The 17315-nt window shown below is 63.9% G+C and carries 14 protein-coding genes; 4 read left to right on the forward strand and 10 right to left on the reverse strand.

Going from position 1 to position 17315, the window contains the following annotated elements; genetic code table 11:
* Window positions 1-93: 93 nt before the first annotated feature.
* From NP945_RS15450 to NP945_RS15465, 4 genes are read right to left on the reverse strand one after another with little or no spacing between them, the layout of a single operon-like run.
* Window positions 94-1017 (reverse strand): ABC transporter permease, encoded by a 924-nt coding sequence (locus NP945_RS15450; RefSeq protein ID WP_256746838.1) that lies wholly within the window; start codon window positions 1015-1017, stop codon window positions 94-96.
* Between the two features lie 14 nt (window positions 1018-1031).
* Window positions 1032-2090 carry an ABC transporter permease gene (locus NP945_RS15455; RefSeq protein ID WP_127270302.1) on the reverse strand — a complete coding sequence of 353 codons (1059 nt, stop codon included), beginning with the start codon at window positions 2088-2090 and terminating at the stop codon, window positions 1032-1034.
* On the reverse strand, window positions 2083-3633 hold the full coding sequence (locus NP945_RS15460; RefSeq protein WP_256746839.1) for an ABC transporter ATP-binding protein: 1551 nt from the start codon (window positions 3631-3633) through the stop codon (window positions 2083-2085). Before NP945_RS15460 ends, NP945_RS15455 begins: the two co-directional genes overlap by 8 nt.
* Window positions 3633-4748 (reverse strand): BMP family ABC transporter substrate-binding protein, encoded by a 1116-nt coding sequence (locus tag NP945_RS15465; protein WP_256746840.1) that lies wholly within the window; start codon window positions 4746-4748, stop codon window positions 3633-3635. The genes NP945_RS15460 and NP945_RS15465 overlap by 1 nt, the downstream gene beginning before the upstream one ends.
* A 220-nt stretch (window positions 4749-4968) precedes the next feature.
* On the opposite strand from NP945_RS15465, the gene NP945_RS15470 reads away from it, so the two are divergent.
* Window positions 4969-5928 carry a LysR family transcriptional regulator gene (locus NP945_RS15470; RefSeq protein ID WP_127268795.1) on the forward strand — a complete coding sequence of 320 codons (960 nt, stop codon included), beginning with the start codon at window positions 4969-4971 and terminating at the stop codon, window positions 5926-5928.
* Entirely contained in the window at window positions 5925-6986 is a 1062-nt protein-coding gene (locus NP945_RS15475; protein WP_256746841.1) for an isopenicillin N synthase family oxygenase, read from the forward strand. Before NP945_RS15470 ends, NP945_RS15475 begins: the two co-directional genes overlap by 4 nt.
* A 527-nt stretch (window positions 6987-7513) precedes the next feature.
* Here the strand turns inward: NP945_RS15475 and NP945_RS15480 are convergent.
* The 6 genes from NP945_RS15480 to NP945_RS15505 form a co-directional block, all read right to left on the reverse strand.
* Window positions 7514-9811 carry a xanthine dehydrogenase family protein molybdopterin-binding subunit gene (locus tag NP945_RS15480; RefSeq protein WP_256746842.1) on the reverse strand — a complete coding sequence of 766 codons (2298 nt, stop codon included), beginning with the start codon at window positions 9809-9811 and terminating at the stop codon, window positions 7514-7516.
* On the reverse strand, window positions 9808-10791 hold the full coding sequence (locus tag NP945_RS15485; RefSeq protein WP_256746843.1) for a xanthine dehydrogenase family protein subunit M: 984 nt from the start codon (window positions 10789-10791) through the stop codon (window positions 9808-9810). Before NP945_RS15485 ends, NP945_RS15480 begins: the two co-directional genes overlap by 4 nt.
* The gene (locus NP945_RS15490) at window positions 10788-11267 is read right to left on the reverse strand and encodes a (2Fe-2S)-binding protein (RefSeq protein WP_256746844.1); all 480 of its coding nucleotides are present in this window, start codon (window positions 11265-11267) and stop codon (window positions 10788-10790) included. The genes NP945_RS15485 and NP945_RS15490 overlap by 4 nt, the downstream gene beginning before the upstream one ends.
* A gap of 231 nt (window positions 11268-11498) precedes the next feature.
* Complete coding sequence (locus NP945_RS15495) at window positions 11499-13757, reverse strand: xanthine dehydrogenase family protein molybdopterin-binding subunit (protein WP_256746845.1); 2259 nt, start codon at window positions 13755-13757, stop codon at window positions 11499-11501.
* Complete coding sequence (locus tag NP945_RS15500) at window positions 13747-14805, reverse strand: xanthine dehydrogenase family protein subunit M (protein ID WP_256746846.1); 1059 nt, start codon at window positions 14803-14805, stop codon at window positions 13747-13749. The genes NP945_RS15495 and NP945_RS15500 overlap by 11 nt, the downstream gene beginning before the upstream one ends.
* On the reverse strand, window positions 14802-15299 hold the full coding sequence (locus tag NP945_RS15505) for a (2Fe-2S)-binding protein (protein ID WP_127322359.1): 498 nt from the start codon (window positions 15297-15299) through the stop codon (window positions 14802-14804). The genes NP945_RS15500 and NP945_RS15505 overlap by 4 nt, the downstream gene beginning before the upstream one ends.
* A gap of 290 nt (window positions 15300-15589) precedes the next feature.
* Between NP945_RS15505 and NP945_RS15510 the strand changes: the two genes are divergently transcribed.
* Together NP945_RS15510 and NP945_RS15515 are read left to right on the forward strand one after the other, a co-directional pair.
* Window positions 15590-16210: a TetR/AcrR family transcriptional regulator gene (locus NP945_RS15510; protein ID WP_127327753.1), complete on the forward strand. Its 621-nt coding sequence runs from the start codon at window positions 15590-15592 to the stop codon at window positions 16208-16210.
* 53 nt (window positions 16211-16263) lie between these two features.
* A complete protein-coding gene (locus tag NP945_RS15515) occupies window positions 16264-17262 on the forward strand; it encodes a bestrophin family protein (RefSeq protein ID WP_256746847.1) in 999 nt (332 codons plus the stop codon).
* Window positions 17263-17315 lie beyond the last annotated feature (53 nt).

Consider the following 17315-nt stretch of genomic DNA (forward strand, 5'->3'; position numbering starts at 1 on the left):
GGCACAGACATCGGCGATCCTTGCTGCTTGTCCATGAAATCCGCGAAGTCCAGAAGGATGCGGGCGGCGGGGCTCATGAACCGGGCAAGTTCCTTATTGTTTGTCTTGTCGTAGATAGACCCTGCCGAGGAAGGCCGGCTCGCCGGAGCGCCGGCCGCCCAATGAGCCTGCCACCAGCACGACAAGCGTCAGCAAGTACGGCAAAGTCATCATGAGATAGACAGGAACGTCGGCGCCTATGGCTTGTAGTCTAGGCACAAGCGCATCCGCGCTTCCGAAAAGAAGCGCACCCCAGAGAGCTCGAGCCGCGTTCCAGCGCGAAAAGATGACGAGCGCAACGGCAATCCAGCCGCGCGACGCGACCATTCCCTCCACCCAGACATGACTTGTGGCGACTGAGAGATAGGCTCCGGCGAGACCACAAAACAGCCCGGACGCCAGGACAGCCCCGAACTGAACCAGTTGCACGTCGATACCCGCGACATCCGCGGCGGCCGGGTTTTCCCCGACGGACCTCAACCTGAGGCCATGTCGGCTTTTGGAAAGCCACCACCAGAGCGCGCCGACCAGGGTCGGCAGCGCCAGCGTAACCGGGTCCTGCACCGCGAAAATGCGGCCGAATGCCGAACCGCGGTCTATCCCGAAGAGGTCGCCAAGTGTGGAAATGCCAGAAAAGGTCTTCTGCACGTAGGGTCGCCCCACGACCCCGGTGATGCCCAGTCCGATTGCGACGACGGCTAGGCCGGCGAGCGTATGATTGGCGCGCAAGGCGACTATCGATATTCCAAACAGCAGAGCGAGAGCCATCGCGGCCGCTGAGCCGGCGGCAAGACCAACCCAAGGATCGGCTCCGGAAAGCACCGTCATCGCGCCGGTCATGGCACTGACCGCCATGAGCCCTTCCGCTCCAAGATTGAGAACGCCGGCTCTTTCGCAGATAATGAGGCCGAGGCTCGCCAGCAGCAACGGTGCCGCATAGCTCGGAATGATGGCAATCCAGCCGATCAGAAAATCCATGCAACTGCCCCTTCCTAGTTCTTGGGCCGTTTGAGCGAATAGGAGCTGAAGAACTGCGCCATCAAAATCGACATCAGTACCGCGCCTTGCATCAGCACGATCATCGCTTCGGAGATCGAGTAGAAAACCTTCAGGACATTCCCGGCGGTGAACACCGCGCCGAGCGCGAAAGAGATCACGACCACCCACAATGGCTTCGCGCGGGCCAGGTAGGCGATCACGATCGCGCTGAAGAGATAGCCGTTGCCGACGGACTGGTTGAGGCGGTGCTCCGTCCCCGCCACGATCATCATGCCGGCAACGCCTGAGAGAGCGCCGGAGAGCAGCACGAGCCCCACGGCTATGCTGAGCACCGGCAGGCCCGTGGCGAGCGCGGCCTTGGCGTTGAAACCTACAGCATCCGCGTAGAAGCCGACCCGGCTGTGTTCCATGACGAACCAGATGGACAATGCGATAACGGCGACCAGGAAGATTCCGGCATGCAACTGCCCCCATCCCAGAACGGGAAACCAGCTCGCCTCGGGAAAGGTGGCGGTCACGGGAAAGCTGTTGGAAGGGTCTCTCCAGACCCCGAACAGAAGATGCTGCACGAGCAGAAACGCGACGCTTCCCAGCAGCAGGGTCGAAATAACCTCGTTAACGCCCCACTTGAGTTTCAGAAACAGCGGAATCGCAATCCAGGCGGCTCCCGCAAGCGCTGCCAGAACGAACATCGTCGGCAACCTCAGCACTTCAGGCCCGCTGCCGTTCAGCGCCACCCAGGTTGACGCGATCGCGCCGAGCCATAGCTGGCCCTCCACGCCGATGTTCCAAAACCGCACGCGCATGGCAACGCCGGAGGCGAGGCCGACTAGCACCAACGGTAAAGCGGCCGTCGCCGTCTGGGAGAGGCCGTCCGAGGTCAGAAAAGTTGCAATCAGGAACTCATCCACAAGAGCGCTTGCCGGCACGCCCGCATGCACGAGCAGCACCGCCGAAACCGTCAGCCCGACCAACAGTCCGCCAACATAACTGAGACTGGTCAACAAGAAGCCGGGATTTTGCCTGCGAACAAGGAAAGCTGTGTCAAGCATGGCCTGCTAAAAGGCCTCCTATCCACTCAGGCGTGACGTCGCCGGTCTGACGGCAGCCGGCGATCCTTCCTCTGTTCATGACGGCCACCCGATGGGACAGGGACATGACCTCCTGGAGATCCTCGCTGATCAGAAGGCAGGCCGCGCCGGCTTCCACAGCTCCGCGGATCGCCGATCGGACGAACTCGGCCGCTTTCATGTCCAGCCCGCGAGAAGGGGAATGCGCTATGAGAACCTTCAGGCCGTGATCGAGCTCCCGCGCGAGCAACACTTTCTGCGCGTTTCCTCCCGAGAGCAAAGAGGCCGGCCGTTCCGGCGTCGCGCCGCGGATATCGAACGCATCGATGGCCTCGGCGGCCTTCTCGCGCATCGCCCGCCGGCTCAGGAGAAACGGACCGCCGAAGCTACCGCTGGCGACGGTCGTGAGCGCGAGATTGTCGGCAATGGAAAGCTCCCGGATCAACCCGCTGTCAAAGCGGTCGGAGGGGATGACGCGCAAGCCGGCCTCGCGGCGCTGGTCTGGCTTGGCGGTGGATATGTCCTGGCCATCCAGTACGATCGCGCCGGCACCGGCACGGTCGAGTCCGAGAAGGCAGGCAACGAGTTCCTCCTGCCCGTTTCCACCGACGCCGGCGATGCCAAGGATTTCGCCGACATGCAGCTCGAACCCGAGATCGTTCAGGCTTTGCCCGTGAGCGGTCGCCCGTGCGGAAAGCCTTTCCACGCTCAGACACACATCGCCCGGCCGAGATGACGGCCGGCCCGCAACCGTCAAGGCATCGCCGACCATCAGCCGCGCCACCTCCGCTTCGGTGACGTTCGCAACCCGCGCACCGTCAAGCACGGTCTCGCCGTGCCGCATGATCGTTACCCGGTCGCAGAAAGCGGCAACCTCCCGGAACTTGTGCGTGATCAGAACCACGGCGTGACCTTGCCTCGACAATCGCTGGGCAAAAGAGAGAAGCGTGCGCGCTTCCTCGTCGGTCAGCACCGCCGTCGGTTCGTCCATGACCAGAATTCGGGCGCCCAGAAGCATGACCTTGATGATCTCGGCGCGCTGGCGTTCGGCGATCGAAAGGTTCGCTACCAGCTTGTGCGGATCGACGGGCAGGCCGATCTCGCTCGACTTGGCGGAAACGATCGCCGCCGCATCGCTCAGCGTTTTCACAGCAGCCTTGCGACCGAAGCCGAGGAGAACATTTTCGGCAACCGTAAAACTCTCGACCAGCCGGAAATGCTGATGGACCATGCCGAGACCGGCGGCGGCGGCTTCCAGCGGGCTGCGCAAACTGATCGCTTCGCCGTCGATCGATTGGTCGCCCCCGTCAGCTACATAGACGCCGGCCGCCACGTTCATCAAAGTGGACTTGCCTGCACCGTTCTCACCGACGATGGCATGCACCTCCCCCCATTCGAGACAGAAGGACGCATCGCGGAGCGCGGCTTTGCCGTCAAACGACTTGCCTATGCCGCGCATCAACAGAGCCGCCGGCGTGCCCGGCGGTTGTCGCATGTCTCCTGCCTGCGGAAGCGCCGTCGTCATTACTTCGCCGGCATGGTGCCGATGACACCGTCGACGAAATAGTCCATCGACCAGAGCGCCGCATCGTCGACCTTCCCGCCGGCGTCGACAACGATGGTGCCGTCTTGCTTTTTCAGAGGGCCCTGGAACGGATCAAGCTTGCCGGTGATGATCTCCCGCTTTGCTGCCTCGACCTTTGCCTTGGTCTCCTCGGAAACCGAGGGGCCAAAAGGAGCGAGATCGACCACGCCGGTTTCAAGGCCTTCGAAGGCGCCGTATTCCTCGGGTTTCCAGTTGCCGTCGATGATCTCCTTGATCGTCGGCACAAGATATTTCTCCCAGCGGAAGATGACCGAGGTCTGGATCGTTCGCGGCGCGGCATGCGACATGTCGAGCTGAAAGCCTATCGAAGGAACGCCTGCCTTTTCGGCGGCGTCGAGCGCCGAGGTCGCGCTCAGATTCGTGGCGAGCACGTCGGCCTTCTGGTCGAGAATGGCCTGGGCGATCTGCCCTTCCTTCACCGGGTCCCACCAGGAGTTGGCGAAGACCGCGACCGTTTCGATCGTAGGATCGACCGAATGGGCCCCGAGTGCAAAACTGTTGATATCCCAGTTCACCACGCCGACCGGAAAGCCGGCGAGGATGCCGATCTTCTTCGTCTTCGTCGCCTGTCCTGCCGCGATGCCTGCAAGGTACCAACCCTGGTAAGTGCGGGCATAGAAGCTTTCCATGTTGGCCCCATTCTCCGTGCCCGAAGCACTGAGAAACGCCACATTCGGATAGGCTTTGGCCGCTTCGGCCATTGGGGCGCTGTAGCCATAGGTGGTGCCGATTATGATGTTGAAGCCGCGCTTGACGTAGAGATCGATCGCCGCGCGCAGCTTCGTGGCCTCTTCCGGTATGTTCTCCGTCACCGAGACAGGCACCTGTAGCTGTTCCTCCACGGCCTTGCGGCCGGCCTCGAGGGCTTCGTTCCATCCGCCGTCTTGCGCTGAACTTGCATAGATGAACGCGACCTTGGGCGACCCTTCCAGAGTAAAGGCATATGCGCCGGACGCAGCACAGGATGCGAAAACCGTGGCCGCCGCCGCGAACAGGCGAACTGAGCCGGACGGCATCGTGTTGCGCTCTTTCATTTCGTGGTTCCCCTTGTTTTCTTTGTTTTTCTCAGCCGGAAGCATGCCGCGCCCATGCAGCTTCCCTGCACGGTGACGATTGCCGCCGGAGCGTCTTTTTTGATTTGGCAAAAGCGAATTGGCTCTTGTGCAGTGCATAACAGCCGATTACGTTCGTTCATGCAACAAAAATAATCATGCTCATTTTTTGGGCATTTTGCACAGAAATGTGAACGATCAAATGAACACCGATGCTCTGGCATCATTTGTAAAAATCGCGGAACTGCGGTCATTGTCCGCCGCGGCGAAGTTGTACGGCCTGCCCAAATCCACGCTCAGTCTTCGGCTCAAGCAGCTTGAAGACGATCTGAAGGTCGCTCTGTTCGAGCGCTCCGGCCGTGTCCTGTTGCTCACGGAGGCAGGGCAAACCCTGCTCGGGCACGCGCGGCAGATACTGCAAAGCTGCGATACGGCGCGGGCCGCCGTGACGGAACTGAGCGACGACGTGACCGGAACCTTGCGGATCGGCGCCACGGGGGAGTTCGGCACGGCCTACTACACGCAGATGCTCATGGCGTTCAGAAAGCTCTACCCCAAGGTGGAAATTGAACTCACCTTCTTTTCGCCGCACGTTCTCTACGCGCCGGAGAGCCTCGATATGCTCGACGCCGTGATTTCATGGGACGAAGGTATCGAAGGCGGCGAAACGCTCTCCACCGCAAAATTCGCACTCTTTGCCAGCAAGAGTTATGTCGAGCGTGCCGGGATGCCACGAAAACCCGCCGATTTGGCGGAACACCAGGGCATTGTCTATCGCACCTCGGCGGGCCTGCAGCACTGGCGGCTACAGAAAGGTACCGCGCAGGAAAGTATCTTGCCGCGCAGCAACCTGATCGCCAACGAATACTGGACTATCAAGTACTTCGCCGTTGCGGGCGAGGGCATTGCCTATCTACCGCACTTCTTCACCACGATCGAGTGTGAACGCGGCCACCTCATTCCGTTGCTCGACACATGGGAGTCCGCGGAAAAGCGGGTCAGCATCCGCATATCGCGCCCGCACGCTCCGTCGCGTAAGATGACCGCGTTCATGGATGTCTGCGGCCGCTACTTCTCGCCCGGCTTCGTTTTCACGGGGCCGCGCTACTACGTCGAAACAATTTTCGATGCAAGCCAGCAAGAAAAGGGAACAGAAAAATGAAGGTCCTTGAAACCGGCAACGGCGCGCGTGCAATGAAAGGGGGAGGGCTCGACCCGCAGCGTGTCAGCTTCGACAAGATCCCGATCATTGATCTCGAGCCCATGTTCACAGGCGACGAGGCGGCCAAGCGAAAGCTCGCCCAGGAACTGCGCGAGGCCTGCACGGAAGTCGGCTTCCTCTATATCAAGAACCATCACGTTCCGAAGGATGTCATCGATGCCACGTTTGAGGTGGCGGAGGTGTATTTCGCCGAATCCGACGACGTGAAGATGGAGAATCACGTTTCCAATTCAAAGAATAATCGCGGTTATGCGGCAATATTGGAAGAGAATACGGATCCGACCGCGCGCGGAGACCTGCACGAATCCTATGATATTGCGTTGGATGTGCCAGCCGACGATCCGGACGTGAAGGCCGGCAAAGTACTCTACGGTCCCAACCAGTGGCCAGCGGGCAGGCCGGAGTTCCGAACGGCACTGGAAGCCTACCATGCCGAGATGCTGACGCTGAGTGGCCACCTGCTCCATGCCTTTGCTCTGGCTCTGGGGTTGGAGGAGACATATTTCGACCTGCTGGTCGGCAAGCCGCTCGCAACTTTGCGGGTGCTCCACTATCCACCGCAGTTTGGCGAGATCGATGACCGACAGATCGGCATTGGGGCGCATTCGGACTATGAGTGCTTCACGATCCTGGCCCAGAAGGATGGTATTTCAGCCTTGCAGGTACTGAATGCAACAGGCGAGTGGATTGCGGCCGATCCCGTCCCCGGCTGCTTCGTCGTCAATGTGGGAGATCAGATGGCGCGTTGGACCAATGACCTTTTCGCCTCGACCGTCCACCGCGCGGTGAACCGTTCCGGCAAAGAACGCTATTCGATCCCGTTCTTCTTCGGTCCAAACTATGATGCCGTGATCGAGGTGCTTCCCAGTTGCGTTGATGAGGATCATCCTGCGAAGTACCCCCCGATCACGTCGGGCGAATACATCAACGGCCGCTTCAAGGCGACATTTGCGCACTATGCCGCGCAAAGCGAGGCCGGCGCCGAAACCGCGGCTTAAGCGGATAATCCCGTCATGCGCGGCCGCTCCTGTGGCCGCGCATCGCGTACCCGCCGTCCGTTGACCGAGATCAATATGATAGCACCCGCGATGGGTAGCGTCGGGTTAGCTGGTTAGCCATGGAGTCACCAGAAGAACCCATTTCGGTTTGACGGTGGATGTGGCTAATTTTTCGGCTTTGAGGGCTTCGTGGAGCGCGGTCTTGCCGATTTGGGCTTTGAGCAGCAACGGAGCAGAAAACCTGCATAAGGAAGTCACGGCTCGTCGTGCGGGTCAGCGGTTTTCGGATCGCGTGGCGGGCCTCGATTTCGGCTATGGCCGCGGCAAGGCACAGCCAGTCGGCGATGCTGAGGGGGTAATGTTTTCAGGGGGCATTTTACCGGTGCCAAAATGGATGTCGCTCATGGTCTTACCCTTGATGGTTGCGCGAGTGCTGAAGGTGAAAGTGTGGAGGGAGCACCACCGCCCGAAGCTGCGGCCTGGCCTCCCCACAAGGGGACCCTCAAGGGGGAGATCGGCCACCGCCCTTAAATCAGCTTCTCCAGCGTGATCGGCAAATCCCGCACGCGTTTTCCCGTCGCATGGAACACCGCGTTGGCAATCGCCGGCGCCACGCCGACAATGGCCAGTTCGCCAACGCCCTTGCCGCCGAGCACCGAGGAATGCAGGTCGGGGATGCCGACCGAGATCACCTCGATGTCGGGGATGTCGGCATTGGTCGGCACGAGATAGTCGGCGAGGTTGTCATTGACGATGCGGCCGTGGCGGCGGTCGACGATGCCTTCTTCCAATAGCGCCTGGCCGATGCCCATGATGATGCCGCCCTTCCATTGGCTTTCGGCAAGTTTCGGGTTGTAGAGCCGCCCCGAATCCAGCGCCGACACCACACGCGATACACGCACCGTGCCGAAGTCCTCGTCGACGCGCACCTCGATGAAATGCGCGCACCAGGAGTGGCGGGAATAGTCGCCCTCGGTGTGCGGCAGCGCCATGGCGATGGTGGTGTAGTTCTTGTAGCGCTCCTCTGGCGTCGAGTTTTCCGGCATGGTGTCGCCGGTGGCTTCGATGTGGTCGCGGCCGACGCTTTTGAGCAGTTCGGCGATCGAGACATCGGGGCCGTCGTCACGCGGCGAAGTGATACGGCCATTGGCGACGACCAGCGTGTTGGCCTGCAGCGTGTGGAAGGGCGAGCGCGGATCGCTGATGGCAAGGCCCACCAACAGGTCGAGCGCCGATGTCGCCGCCTTGTAGACGGCGCCAGTCATGACGCCGGCCAGCCGCGAGCCGCCGGTGACGCCGGCGCGCGGAAAGCGGGAGTCGCCGAGTTTCACCACCACGTCGTCAGCTCGCACGCCGACCGTTTCGGCGGCGGTCTGCGCCAGGATGGTGTAGGTTCCTTGACCCATGTCGATCGACGAGCTTTCGACCTCGACCGAGCCGTCGGCCAGGATACGCACCATCGCCTCGCCATAGGCGCGCCGGACCGGATAGGTGCCGGCCGCGACGCCCCAGCCGATCAATTGGGTGCCGTCGCGCATCGAGCGCGGTTCGGGCGAGCGCCTGGCCCAGCCGAAGCGCTCCGCACCTGCGGCAAAAGCCTCGCGCAACTGCCGGGTAGACCAAGCCTTTTTGGCATGCGGATCCTGCTCGGCATAGTTCCGGAGCCGGATTTCCAGCGGATCGATGCCGACCTCGTAAGCGAGCTCGTCGATGGCGCTTTCGATGCCGAAGGCCGAGGGGTTTTCGCCCGGTGCGCGCATGGCGCCCGGCACCACCGAATTGACCCGCACGACATTCTGCTTCGAGGAGAAATTCGGCGTCGCATACATGATCGAGGTGACCGATCCCAGCGGCTCGACCCACATGCCGTCGATGGAGGTCTCATTGACGCCGCGATGCACGATCGACTGGATCTTTCCGTCAGCGTCGGCGCCGATCGTCACCGTCTGCCGCGTCGCGGCGCGACCACCGTAACCGGTGAAGGTCTGGGGCCGCGTCATCACCAGCCGCACCGGCCGGCCGAGCATTCTGGCCGCACATGCGGCCACCGCGCCATGGCTGAGCGCCAGTGCCTTGGAGCCGAAGCCGCCGCCAATATAGGGCGAGACCAGCCGCACGTTCTCGAACGGCACGTCGAACCATTCGGCATAGGTGCGCGCCATGCCATCCAGCCACTGGCTTGGCTCCCACACGGTGAGCTTGTCGCCCTCCCAGCGGGCGATCAGGCCATGCGGCTCCATCGGCGCCTGGTATTCGCGCGGCGTGTTATAGGCGGCGCAGATGCGGACCGGTGCCGAGGCGAACGCACCTTGCGCATCGCCCCATTCCTTGGTCATGGCGTCGATCGGGATGCCGTCGCCGGCCTTGGCGTCGCTGAGGTCGACGATGGTAGACGTCTCGTCATAGCTGACCTTGACCAGGGCCGCCGCCGCCACCGCCTGTTCGAAGGTTTCCGCAACGATCGCCGCGACATACTGACCCGAGAAGGTGATGTCGCGCGCGAGCGGGCAATAGGGCTTGTCGGGCGGCGGCGTGCCGAACCAGTCCGCCGCGGTCCTCAGGCTGATGATGGTGTCCGGCGTCAGCACCTGCAGCATGCCGGGAGCGGCCTCGGCTGCCTTGGTGTCGATCGCGAGCACCTTGCCCGATGCAATCGTGCTCCCGACCAGCACGGCGTAGGCGAGGCCTTCGAGCTGCTGCTCGACGGCGTATTTCGCCGCGCCGGTGATTTTGGCCGGGCCGTCGACGCGCGACAGCCGGCCGCCGACGGCTTCGGCAAAAGCGCCGTCGGATGCATCCCCATGCCTGATGTTGTGAACGGTCATGCCGTCTCTCCCAATTTGAGGATGGCGCGGGCGACGACGCGCGGCACCAGTTCGATCTTGTAGTGGTTGGCGCCATGGTCGACGGCGCCTTCGACTGCGAGCAGGCTGGCGGCGCGCACGGTGTCCGGCTCCAGCACCTTGCCTATCAAGGCCGCCTCGACGGCCCGCGCACGCCACGGCTTGGTCGCGACGCCGCCAAGCGCCACGCGCAAATCGCGGATCGTTCGGCCGTCAGCCTCGAACTCAATGCCGACAGCGGCACTGGCGGCGGCAAACTCATAGGATTGCCGGTCGCGGATTTTCAGGTAGGTCGAACGCCGGGCAGAGGACGAGCCGGGGATCTCGATGGCGGTGATCATCTCGCCCGGTTCGATCGCGTGTTCCCTGTCCGGCGTGGTGCCGGGCAGCAGGAAAAAGTCGTCGACCGGGATCTGGCGCTCGCCGAGATGAACTGTTGCGTCGAAGGCGACCAGCGCCACGGCGAGGTCGCCTGGATACATGGCGATGCAGGCGTCGCTGGCGCCGAGCACGGCGTGGCCCCTGGTGACGCCGCCTATGGCCGAACAGCCACTGCCGGGTTCCCGCTTGTTGCAAGCGGAGAAATTCCCGGGATCACGGAAATAGGGGCAGCGCGTGCGCTGCATCAGATTGCCGCCGATGGTCGCCATGTTGCGGATCTGCGCGGAAGCCGCCTGCCACAGGGCTTCCGACACCGCAGGAAAGCGGCTCTTGATGTCGGCATGGTCGGCGACGTGGCTCATCCTGGCCAGCGCGCCGATGGTGGCGCCGCGTTCGTTCACCTCGATGCTGTCCAACCCCTTGAGATGAGCGATGTCGACCAGCGTCTCGGGCTCGGCGACGCCGCATTTGGCGAGATCGACCAGCGTGGTGCCGCCGGCCAAGAGCATGGCGCCGGGCAGGGCGGCCGCCTGGCGTGCCGCATCGACCGAGCTGGAGCGAAAATAGGAAAAGTCCCTCATGACTGGACCTCCAAGGCGGCTTGGCGAATGGCGGCGACGATGTGCGGATAGGCGCCGCAGCGGCAGAGATTGCCGGCCATGTATTCGCGGATCTCGCCGTCGGAGCCGGCATGGCCCTCACGGATGCAGGCGACCGCCGACATGATCTGGCCCGGCGTGCAATAGCCGCACTGGAAGGCGTCCTGTTCGAGGAAGGCAGCCTGCACGGGATGCATTTCGCCCTCCCGTGCAAGCCCCTCTATGGTGGTGACGGTGCGGCCTTCGGCTTGGGCGGCCAGCGTCAGGCAGGCCAGCACGCGCTCGCCGTCGATATGCACGGTGCAGGCGCCACACTGGCCGTGGTCGCAGCCCTTCTTGGTGCCGGTCAGGCCGAGCCGGTCGCGCAAGGCGTCGAGCAGCGTCACACGCGGCTCGATGTCGAGCCCGTGAAGGTCGCCGTTGATGTCGAGATGGACCGGGATCGTTGTTTTCGTCATGGGCATCTGGCTCCAGTTGCTTGACGCGAAGTCGTTGATCTGATGTTGGGCCGGCGAGGAGCTAGCGCCCGCTGTCCGGCCCTTCGCTGTCGCTCCGGACCGTTCGGGCGTTCGGCCCTTTAAAAAGGCCCACTGGACCTTTTGATCCGCCCGAAGGCGGACCGGGCCTTCACCGTTCGTCGCACGGGAAAGCCAAGCAATTGGCTTCCCGTCCGCTAGGCGGACCACTCCTCACCCCAGCAGGTCCTCGATGCGGATCGGAAAGCGCCGGGGTCGCACCCCGGTCGCATGCCAGACCGCATTGGCGACGGCGCCGGCCGTGCCGGTGATGCCGATTTCGCCGACACCCTTGATGCCAAGCGCGTTGACGTGAGGGTCGTCCTCGTGGACCAGCAGCGCCTCGACCGACGGAACGTCGGCATTCACCGGGACATGATATTCGGCGAGGTTGGCATTCTGGATCCGGCCCGAGCGCCGGTCGGTGATGGCTTCCTCATGCAGTGCGAACGAGACGCCCCAGATCATGCCGCCATAATACTGGCTGCGCACCAGCCTGGGATTGATAACCCGGCCGGCGGCGAACGCGCCGACCAGCCTTGTGACGCGGATCTGGCCGAAATCCGGATCGACCTTCACCTCGGCGAACACGGCGCCATGCGCGTGCTTGGCATAGGTCTCCTGGGACGCCGGGTCGGGGGCACCTTTGCCATGGCCCTCGATCTCGGTCAGGCCTGCACGTGTGAGGATCTCGGCATAGCTTTCACCGCGGCTTTCATCGTCGCGCCGATAGAGGCGGCCACCGCGCGCCAGCACGCCTTCATTGCCGGCGCCGTAGAGCGGTGAGTGCTCGTCACCGGTGGCGAGATCGGCGAGCCTGGCGATGACGGCGGCACCCGCATTGTGGATCGCCATGCCGGCCGTCGCCGTGTGGCCGGAGCCGCCGGCAATGCCTGCATTGGGCAGACCGGAACTGCCGGCCCTGAAATCGACCTGGTCGATATCCAGTCCCAGTCCGTCGGCGGCGATCTGGGCGAAGGCGGTCCAGGCGCCTTGCCCCATGTCCTGCGCGCCGGTCTCCATCAGGCCGCTGCCATCGCTTCTCAGCACGGCGCGGGCCTCGGCCTGGAACATCAGGGCCGGAAACGTCGCCGTGCCCATGCCCCAGCCGGTCAGGAAACCGTCCGCGTCGCGCATCAGCCGCGGCTGAAGCGGGCGGCTTGCCCAGCCGAACGTCTCGGCCGCTTGCCTGTAGCATTCGCGCAGCGCCTTGGAGGAAAACGGCTTGCCGGTCATCGGCTCGACCTCGGCATAGTTCCGCAGCCGGAATTCCAGCGGGTCCATGCCACAGGCGTGAGCCGCCTCGTCGATGGCGCTCTCCAGCGCGATCGAGCCGGTCGCTTCGCCGGGCGCCCGCATGAACAGCGGCGTACCGGTGTCCAACCGCACCGCATCGTGCGAGGTGGCGATGGCCGGGCTGGCATAGAGCGTGTGCGAGGCGTCCGCGGCCGGTTCGAAGAAATCGTCGAACGTGCTCGACGCAGTCTTGGCGTGATGGTCGAGTGCCGTCAGCCGCCCTTCGCCATCCATGCCCATGCGCAGCGTCTGGCGCGTCGGTGCACGGTGGCCGACCGGGCCGTACATCTGCTCACGCCGCAGCACCAGCTTGACCGGACGGCCGACGAGGCGCGCCGCCAGAATGCCGAGCACCTGCGGCCCGGAGATCATGCCTTTCGAGCCAAAGCCGCCACCCAGGAACGGGCTGCGGATGTGGACGTTTTCCGGCGCGATGCCGAACAGGCCGGCGATGCGGCCCTGCGCCATGGCAAGGCCCTGGCTCGGCGTGTCGATCGACAGTGTGTCGCCATCCCAGGCGACGACGATCGCATGCGGCTCCATGGCGTTGTGGTACTGGGCCGGCGTCTCGTAGGTGGCTTCGATCCGCGTCTTTGCGGATTTGAGGCCGGCCTCGACATCGCCCTTGTGCTGCACGGCCGGACCGCCGACACCGACACCACGCGGCACGAAGCTTTCAGCGCCGTCGAGGCCAACGCGCGCCGGCAGCACTTCGTAGCGCGGCGACAGCAGCGCCGCCCCCTCGGTCGCCGCCTCCAGCGTTTCGGCGATCACCACGGCGATGCTCTGGTTGGGGTAGCGGACCTGATCGTTCTGCAGCAGGTCGAGCCGGAACATGAAGGGGTGGTCCTTGGCGTCCGGGTCAGCGGCGAGCGCCGGCCGGTTCTTGGGCGTCATCACCTCGACCACGCCCTGGTGCGCCTTTGCCGCCTCGACATCCAGAGCGGCAACGCGGCCGCGTGCGATGCTGCTGACCGCCAGCACGGCGTAGAGCATGCCGGGCGGGTGGTTGTCGGCGGCATAGCGCGCGGCTCCGGTGACTTTCAGAAAGCCGTCGCGGCGGGTCAGCGGCTGGCCGATGCTGGAGCCCTGCCGGGCATGGGCGGGTTGCTGGTTGAGGCTGAGTTCAAGCGTCATGGCGCGCTCCGGGAATGTTCGAGAACGGGGAGGCAGGAAGGGCTGGCAGACGCTCGGGCGTTCCCGAAAGCGCAGATATCAGCGCCCTGACCACGATGCGGCGGGCAAGCTCGATCTTGAAGGCATTGTCGCCGGAGGGGCTGGCATCGGCCAAGGCAGCGTCCGCGGCGCTCGCCAAGGTCGCCTCGCTGGCGTCCGCGCCAAGCAGGACGGCTTCCGCCGTTCGGGCTCGCCACGGCTTGGCCGCGACGCCGCCCAGTGCCAGCCTTGCGGCGCGGATCTTGCCGCCATCGACGACGAGCGCTGCCGCGGCCGATACGACGGCAAAAGCATAAGAGGTGCGTTCGCGGACTTTCAGGTAACGGGCATTGGCGGAGAAGGAGGCCGCCTCCGCCGGCAGGCGCACCGCCACGATCAGGTCGCCGGGCTCCAGCGCATTCTCCCGCTGCGGCGTTTCGCCGGGAAGCCGGTGGAATTCCTCCAGCGTCACATGGCGCCGACCCTTCTTGCCCTCGATCTCGACCACGGCGTCGAGCGCCACCAGCGGCACGCAGAAGTCCGACGGGTGGGTGGCGATGCAGGCGTCGCTCCAGCCTAGCACGGCGTGCAGGCGGTTCTCGCCGCCCAGCGCATCGCAGCCGGCGCCTGGCTCGCGCCTGTTGCAGGCGCTGGCGGTGTCGTAGAAATAGCTGCAGCGCGTGCGCTGCAACAGATTTCCGCCGACGGTGGCGGCGTTGCGAAGCTGCGCCGAAGCACCCGACAGCAGCGCCTCGGCCACCGCCGGATAGGATTTCGCGAACGCCGGATCGTAGGCAAGGTCGGCATTACGGACCAGCGCGCCGATGCGCAGGCCACCATCGTCCAGCCGTTCGATGCGGTTGAGCTCCGGCAGCCGGGAAATGTCGACGATGCGCTCGGGACTGGTGATGCCGCCTTTCATCAGGTCGAGCAGATTGGTGCCGCCGGCGAGATAGGCCGAACCCGGCTCGGCTGCCGCGGCGATGGCGTCGGGGATGGTGGCGGGCCTGATGTAGTCGAAATCTCTCATGCCGCGGTCCTCCGGTCGGCTTTGACAAGCTGTTGCTGGGCTTCCAGGACCGCCTCGACGATGCCGCCATAGGCCGCGCAGCGGCATATGTTGCCGCTCAGCCCCTCACGGATGCGTTCGGGATCGTCGCCGGCCTGTGCCTCGGCGATCAGGCCGAGCGTGCTCATGATCTGGCCGGGTGTGCAGAACCCGCACTGGAAGCCGTCATGGGCGATGAAGGCGGCCTGCACCGGATGCAGTTCCTCGCCGTGGGCGACGCCTTCGATGGTCAAGACTTGGGCGCCGTCATGGCTGACCGCCAGCGCCAGGCATGAGTTGATGCGCTTGCCGTCGACCAGCACCGTGCAGGCGCCGCACTGGCCGCGGTCGCAGCCCTTCTTGGTGCCGGTGAGATCGAGCCGCTCGCGCAGCAGGTCGAGCAGGGTTACGCGTGGATCGACCTCCAGTTCGTGTCGGTGGCCGTTGATGGTGAGGGTGATGGGAAGGCTGGTCATGGGCGTCTGGCTCCAGTTGCTTGACGCGGATGGGATTGAACTGGTGCCTTGCCGCGGAAGGGCAAGGTAACCGTTCGGTCAGGTCTTGACGGCGAAAGCGGAGATGGCAGCGGATCTCCCGCGAGACAGGCGGGCAGGGGAGATGTCGGCTTGCGTGTTCGAAAGACGTGACATACCGGTTCCCCTGATTATATGATAAAGGTGCTCCACTAAAACGGAGGCGCCTCCGTTTAATACGTGGTGGCTGAACCGGCCGGGTTCAAGCCCCCTGACACGATGTGGAGAAAAAATTGGCCAGCGAGCCGTCCGCCATTGCTGAACAGAAGGCCGAGGCCGTAGACGCAAAGCCGTTGCGCGCCGATGCGCGGCGCAACCGCGACCGGCTGGTCGAGGTGGCGGTGTCGGTCTTTGCCGAGCGCGGCATCGATGGCTCGCTGGAGGAGATCGCGCGCCGCGCCGGCGTCGGCATCGGCACGCTCTACCGGCATTTCCCGACGCGCGAGCATCTGGTCGAGGTGGTCTATCGCCGCGAGGTGGAGGCGCTGTGCGCGGCCGCCGGCGAGCTTGCCCAGAAACATCCGTCCGATGTCGCGCTGGAACAGTGGATGCAGCGCTTCGTCGACTACATCGCCACCAAGCGCGGCCTGGCGACCAGCCTGCGCATTGTGCTCACCACCAATTCGACGCTGTTTTCCGACACGTTCGGCCGGGTGTCGCAAGCCTTGCGGCAGCTGGTCGAGGCGGCGGTGGCCGACGGCACCATCCGCGGCGACGTCGACGCTTCCGATGTGCTGCACGCGCTGGGCGGCATCTATTCAGCGCCCGACACCCCCGAATGGCGCGACCGCTCGCGCCGGCTGGTCAAGCTGTTGATGGACGGGTTGCGGTTCGGGGCTGCAAAGGCACAATGAGGTGACGAGATTCCGCCCGTGCAAAACCACACCTGTCGATTTGAGGGGACCCGATGTATGTAGGCCGTTCCTACAAAATAGTGGATTTCGCGCTCTGGTCGCGGCGCAGCGTCATCTACATGGTGGTGGTGAGCGGACTGGCCGTGGCGGCCTACCGTCTTCCAGGCATCGCCGGGTTTTCGGTGCCATGGTCGGTGGTGCTGGTGCTTGGCACCACCGTGTCACTCGTTGCCGGGTTCAAGAATTCGCAGGTGTTCACCCGCAGCAGCGACGCGCTGCAGGCTTTTACGCAAATTACGGCCAGCAGCCGGTTGTGGTCCAATTTCTGCAGGGATTTCCTCGACGCGCCGACGGCCAGACAGCTCATCTATCGCCACATCGCCTGGATGACGGCATTGCGTTTTTCCCTGCGCCGGCCGATGCCATGGGAATCCATGGCGCGGGCCGCCAATATCGAATACCGGCGGCGCTACCGCATCCATGAGGATGCGAGCTCGATCGCCGACGAATTGCGTCCGCTGCTCGCCGAACAGGCCGAGGACGTCCTGAAATCGCCCCAGCCGGCGATCGCCCTGCTCGAACGGCAATCTGACCAGGTCAATGCGCTGTTCAAGGACACAAAGCTCCCTCCTCAGATCTATGGCGAACTGACCAAGCTGATCCGCGACTTCCATGACCAGCAGGCGCGCTGCGATCGCATCAAGAACAATCCCTATCCTCGGCAATACGCCATCGTCAGTTCGATGTTCGTGATGATCTTCTGCACGCTGTTGCCGTTCGGGGTCGTTCCCGTCTTTGCCGATATGGGCAAATTGGGTGGGGCGCTCGGGTCGATCGCGATCTGGTTGACGATCCCGTTCAGCACGCTGCTGGGCTGGGCCTACATGTCCCTCGACCAGGTCGGCGAAAGCAGCGCCAACCCGTTCGAGGGCAACGCCAACGACGTCCCGATCTCGCAGATATGCCGCGACATCGAGATCGAGTTGCGCAGCGGGCTCGGCGAGGCCGATCTTCCCAAGCCCCTGATGCCGGTCAACGACATCGCGACCTAGGCAGGATCAAGACGAAGGCGCGGACCCGAAGGTCCCCTTCATCGTGCTGCTGG

Source organism: Mesorhizobium sp. LMG17149 (assembly GCF_024518695.1).
Classification (GTDB): domain Bacteria; phylum Pseudomonadota; class Alphaproteobacteria; order Rhizobiales; family Rhizobiaceae; genus Mesorhizobium.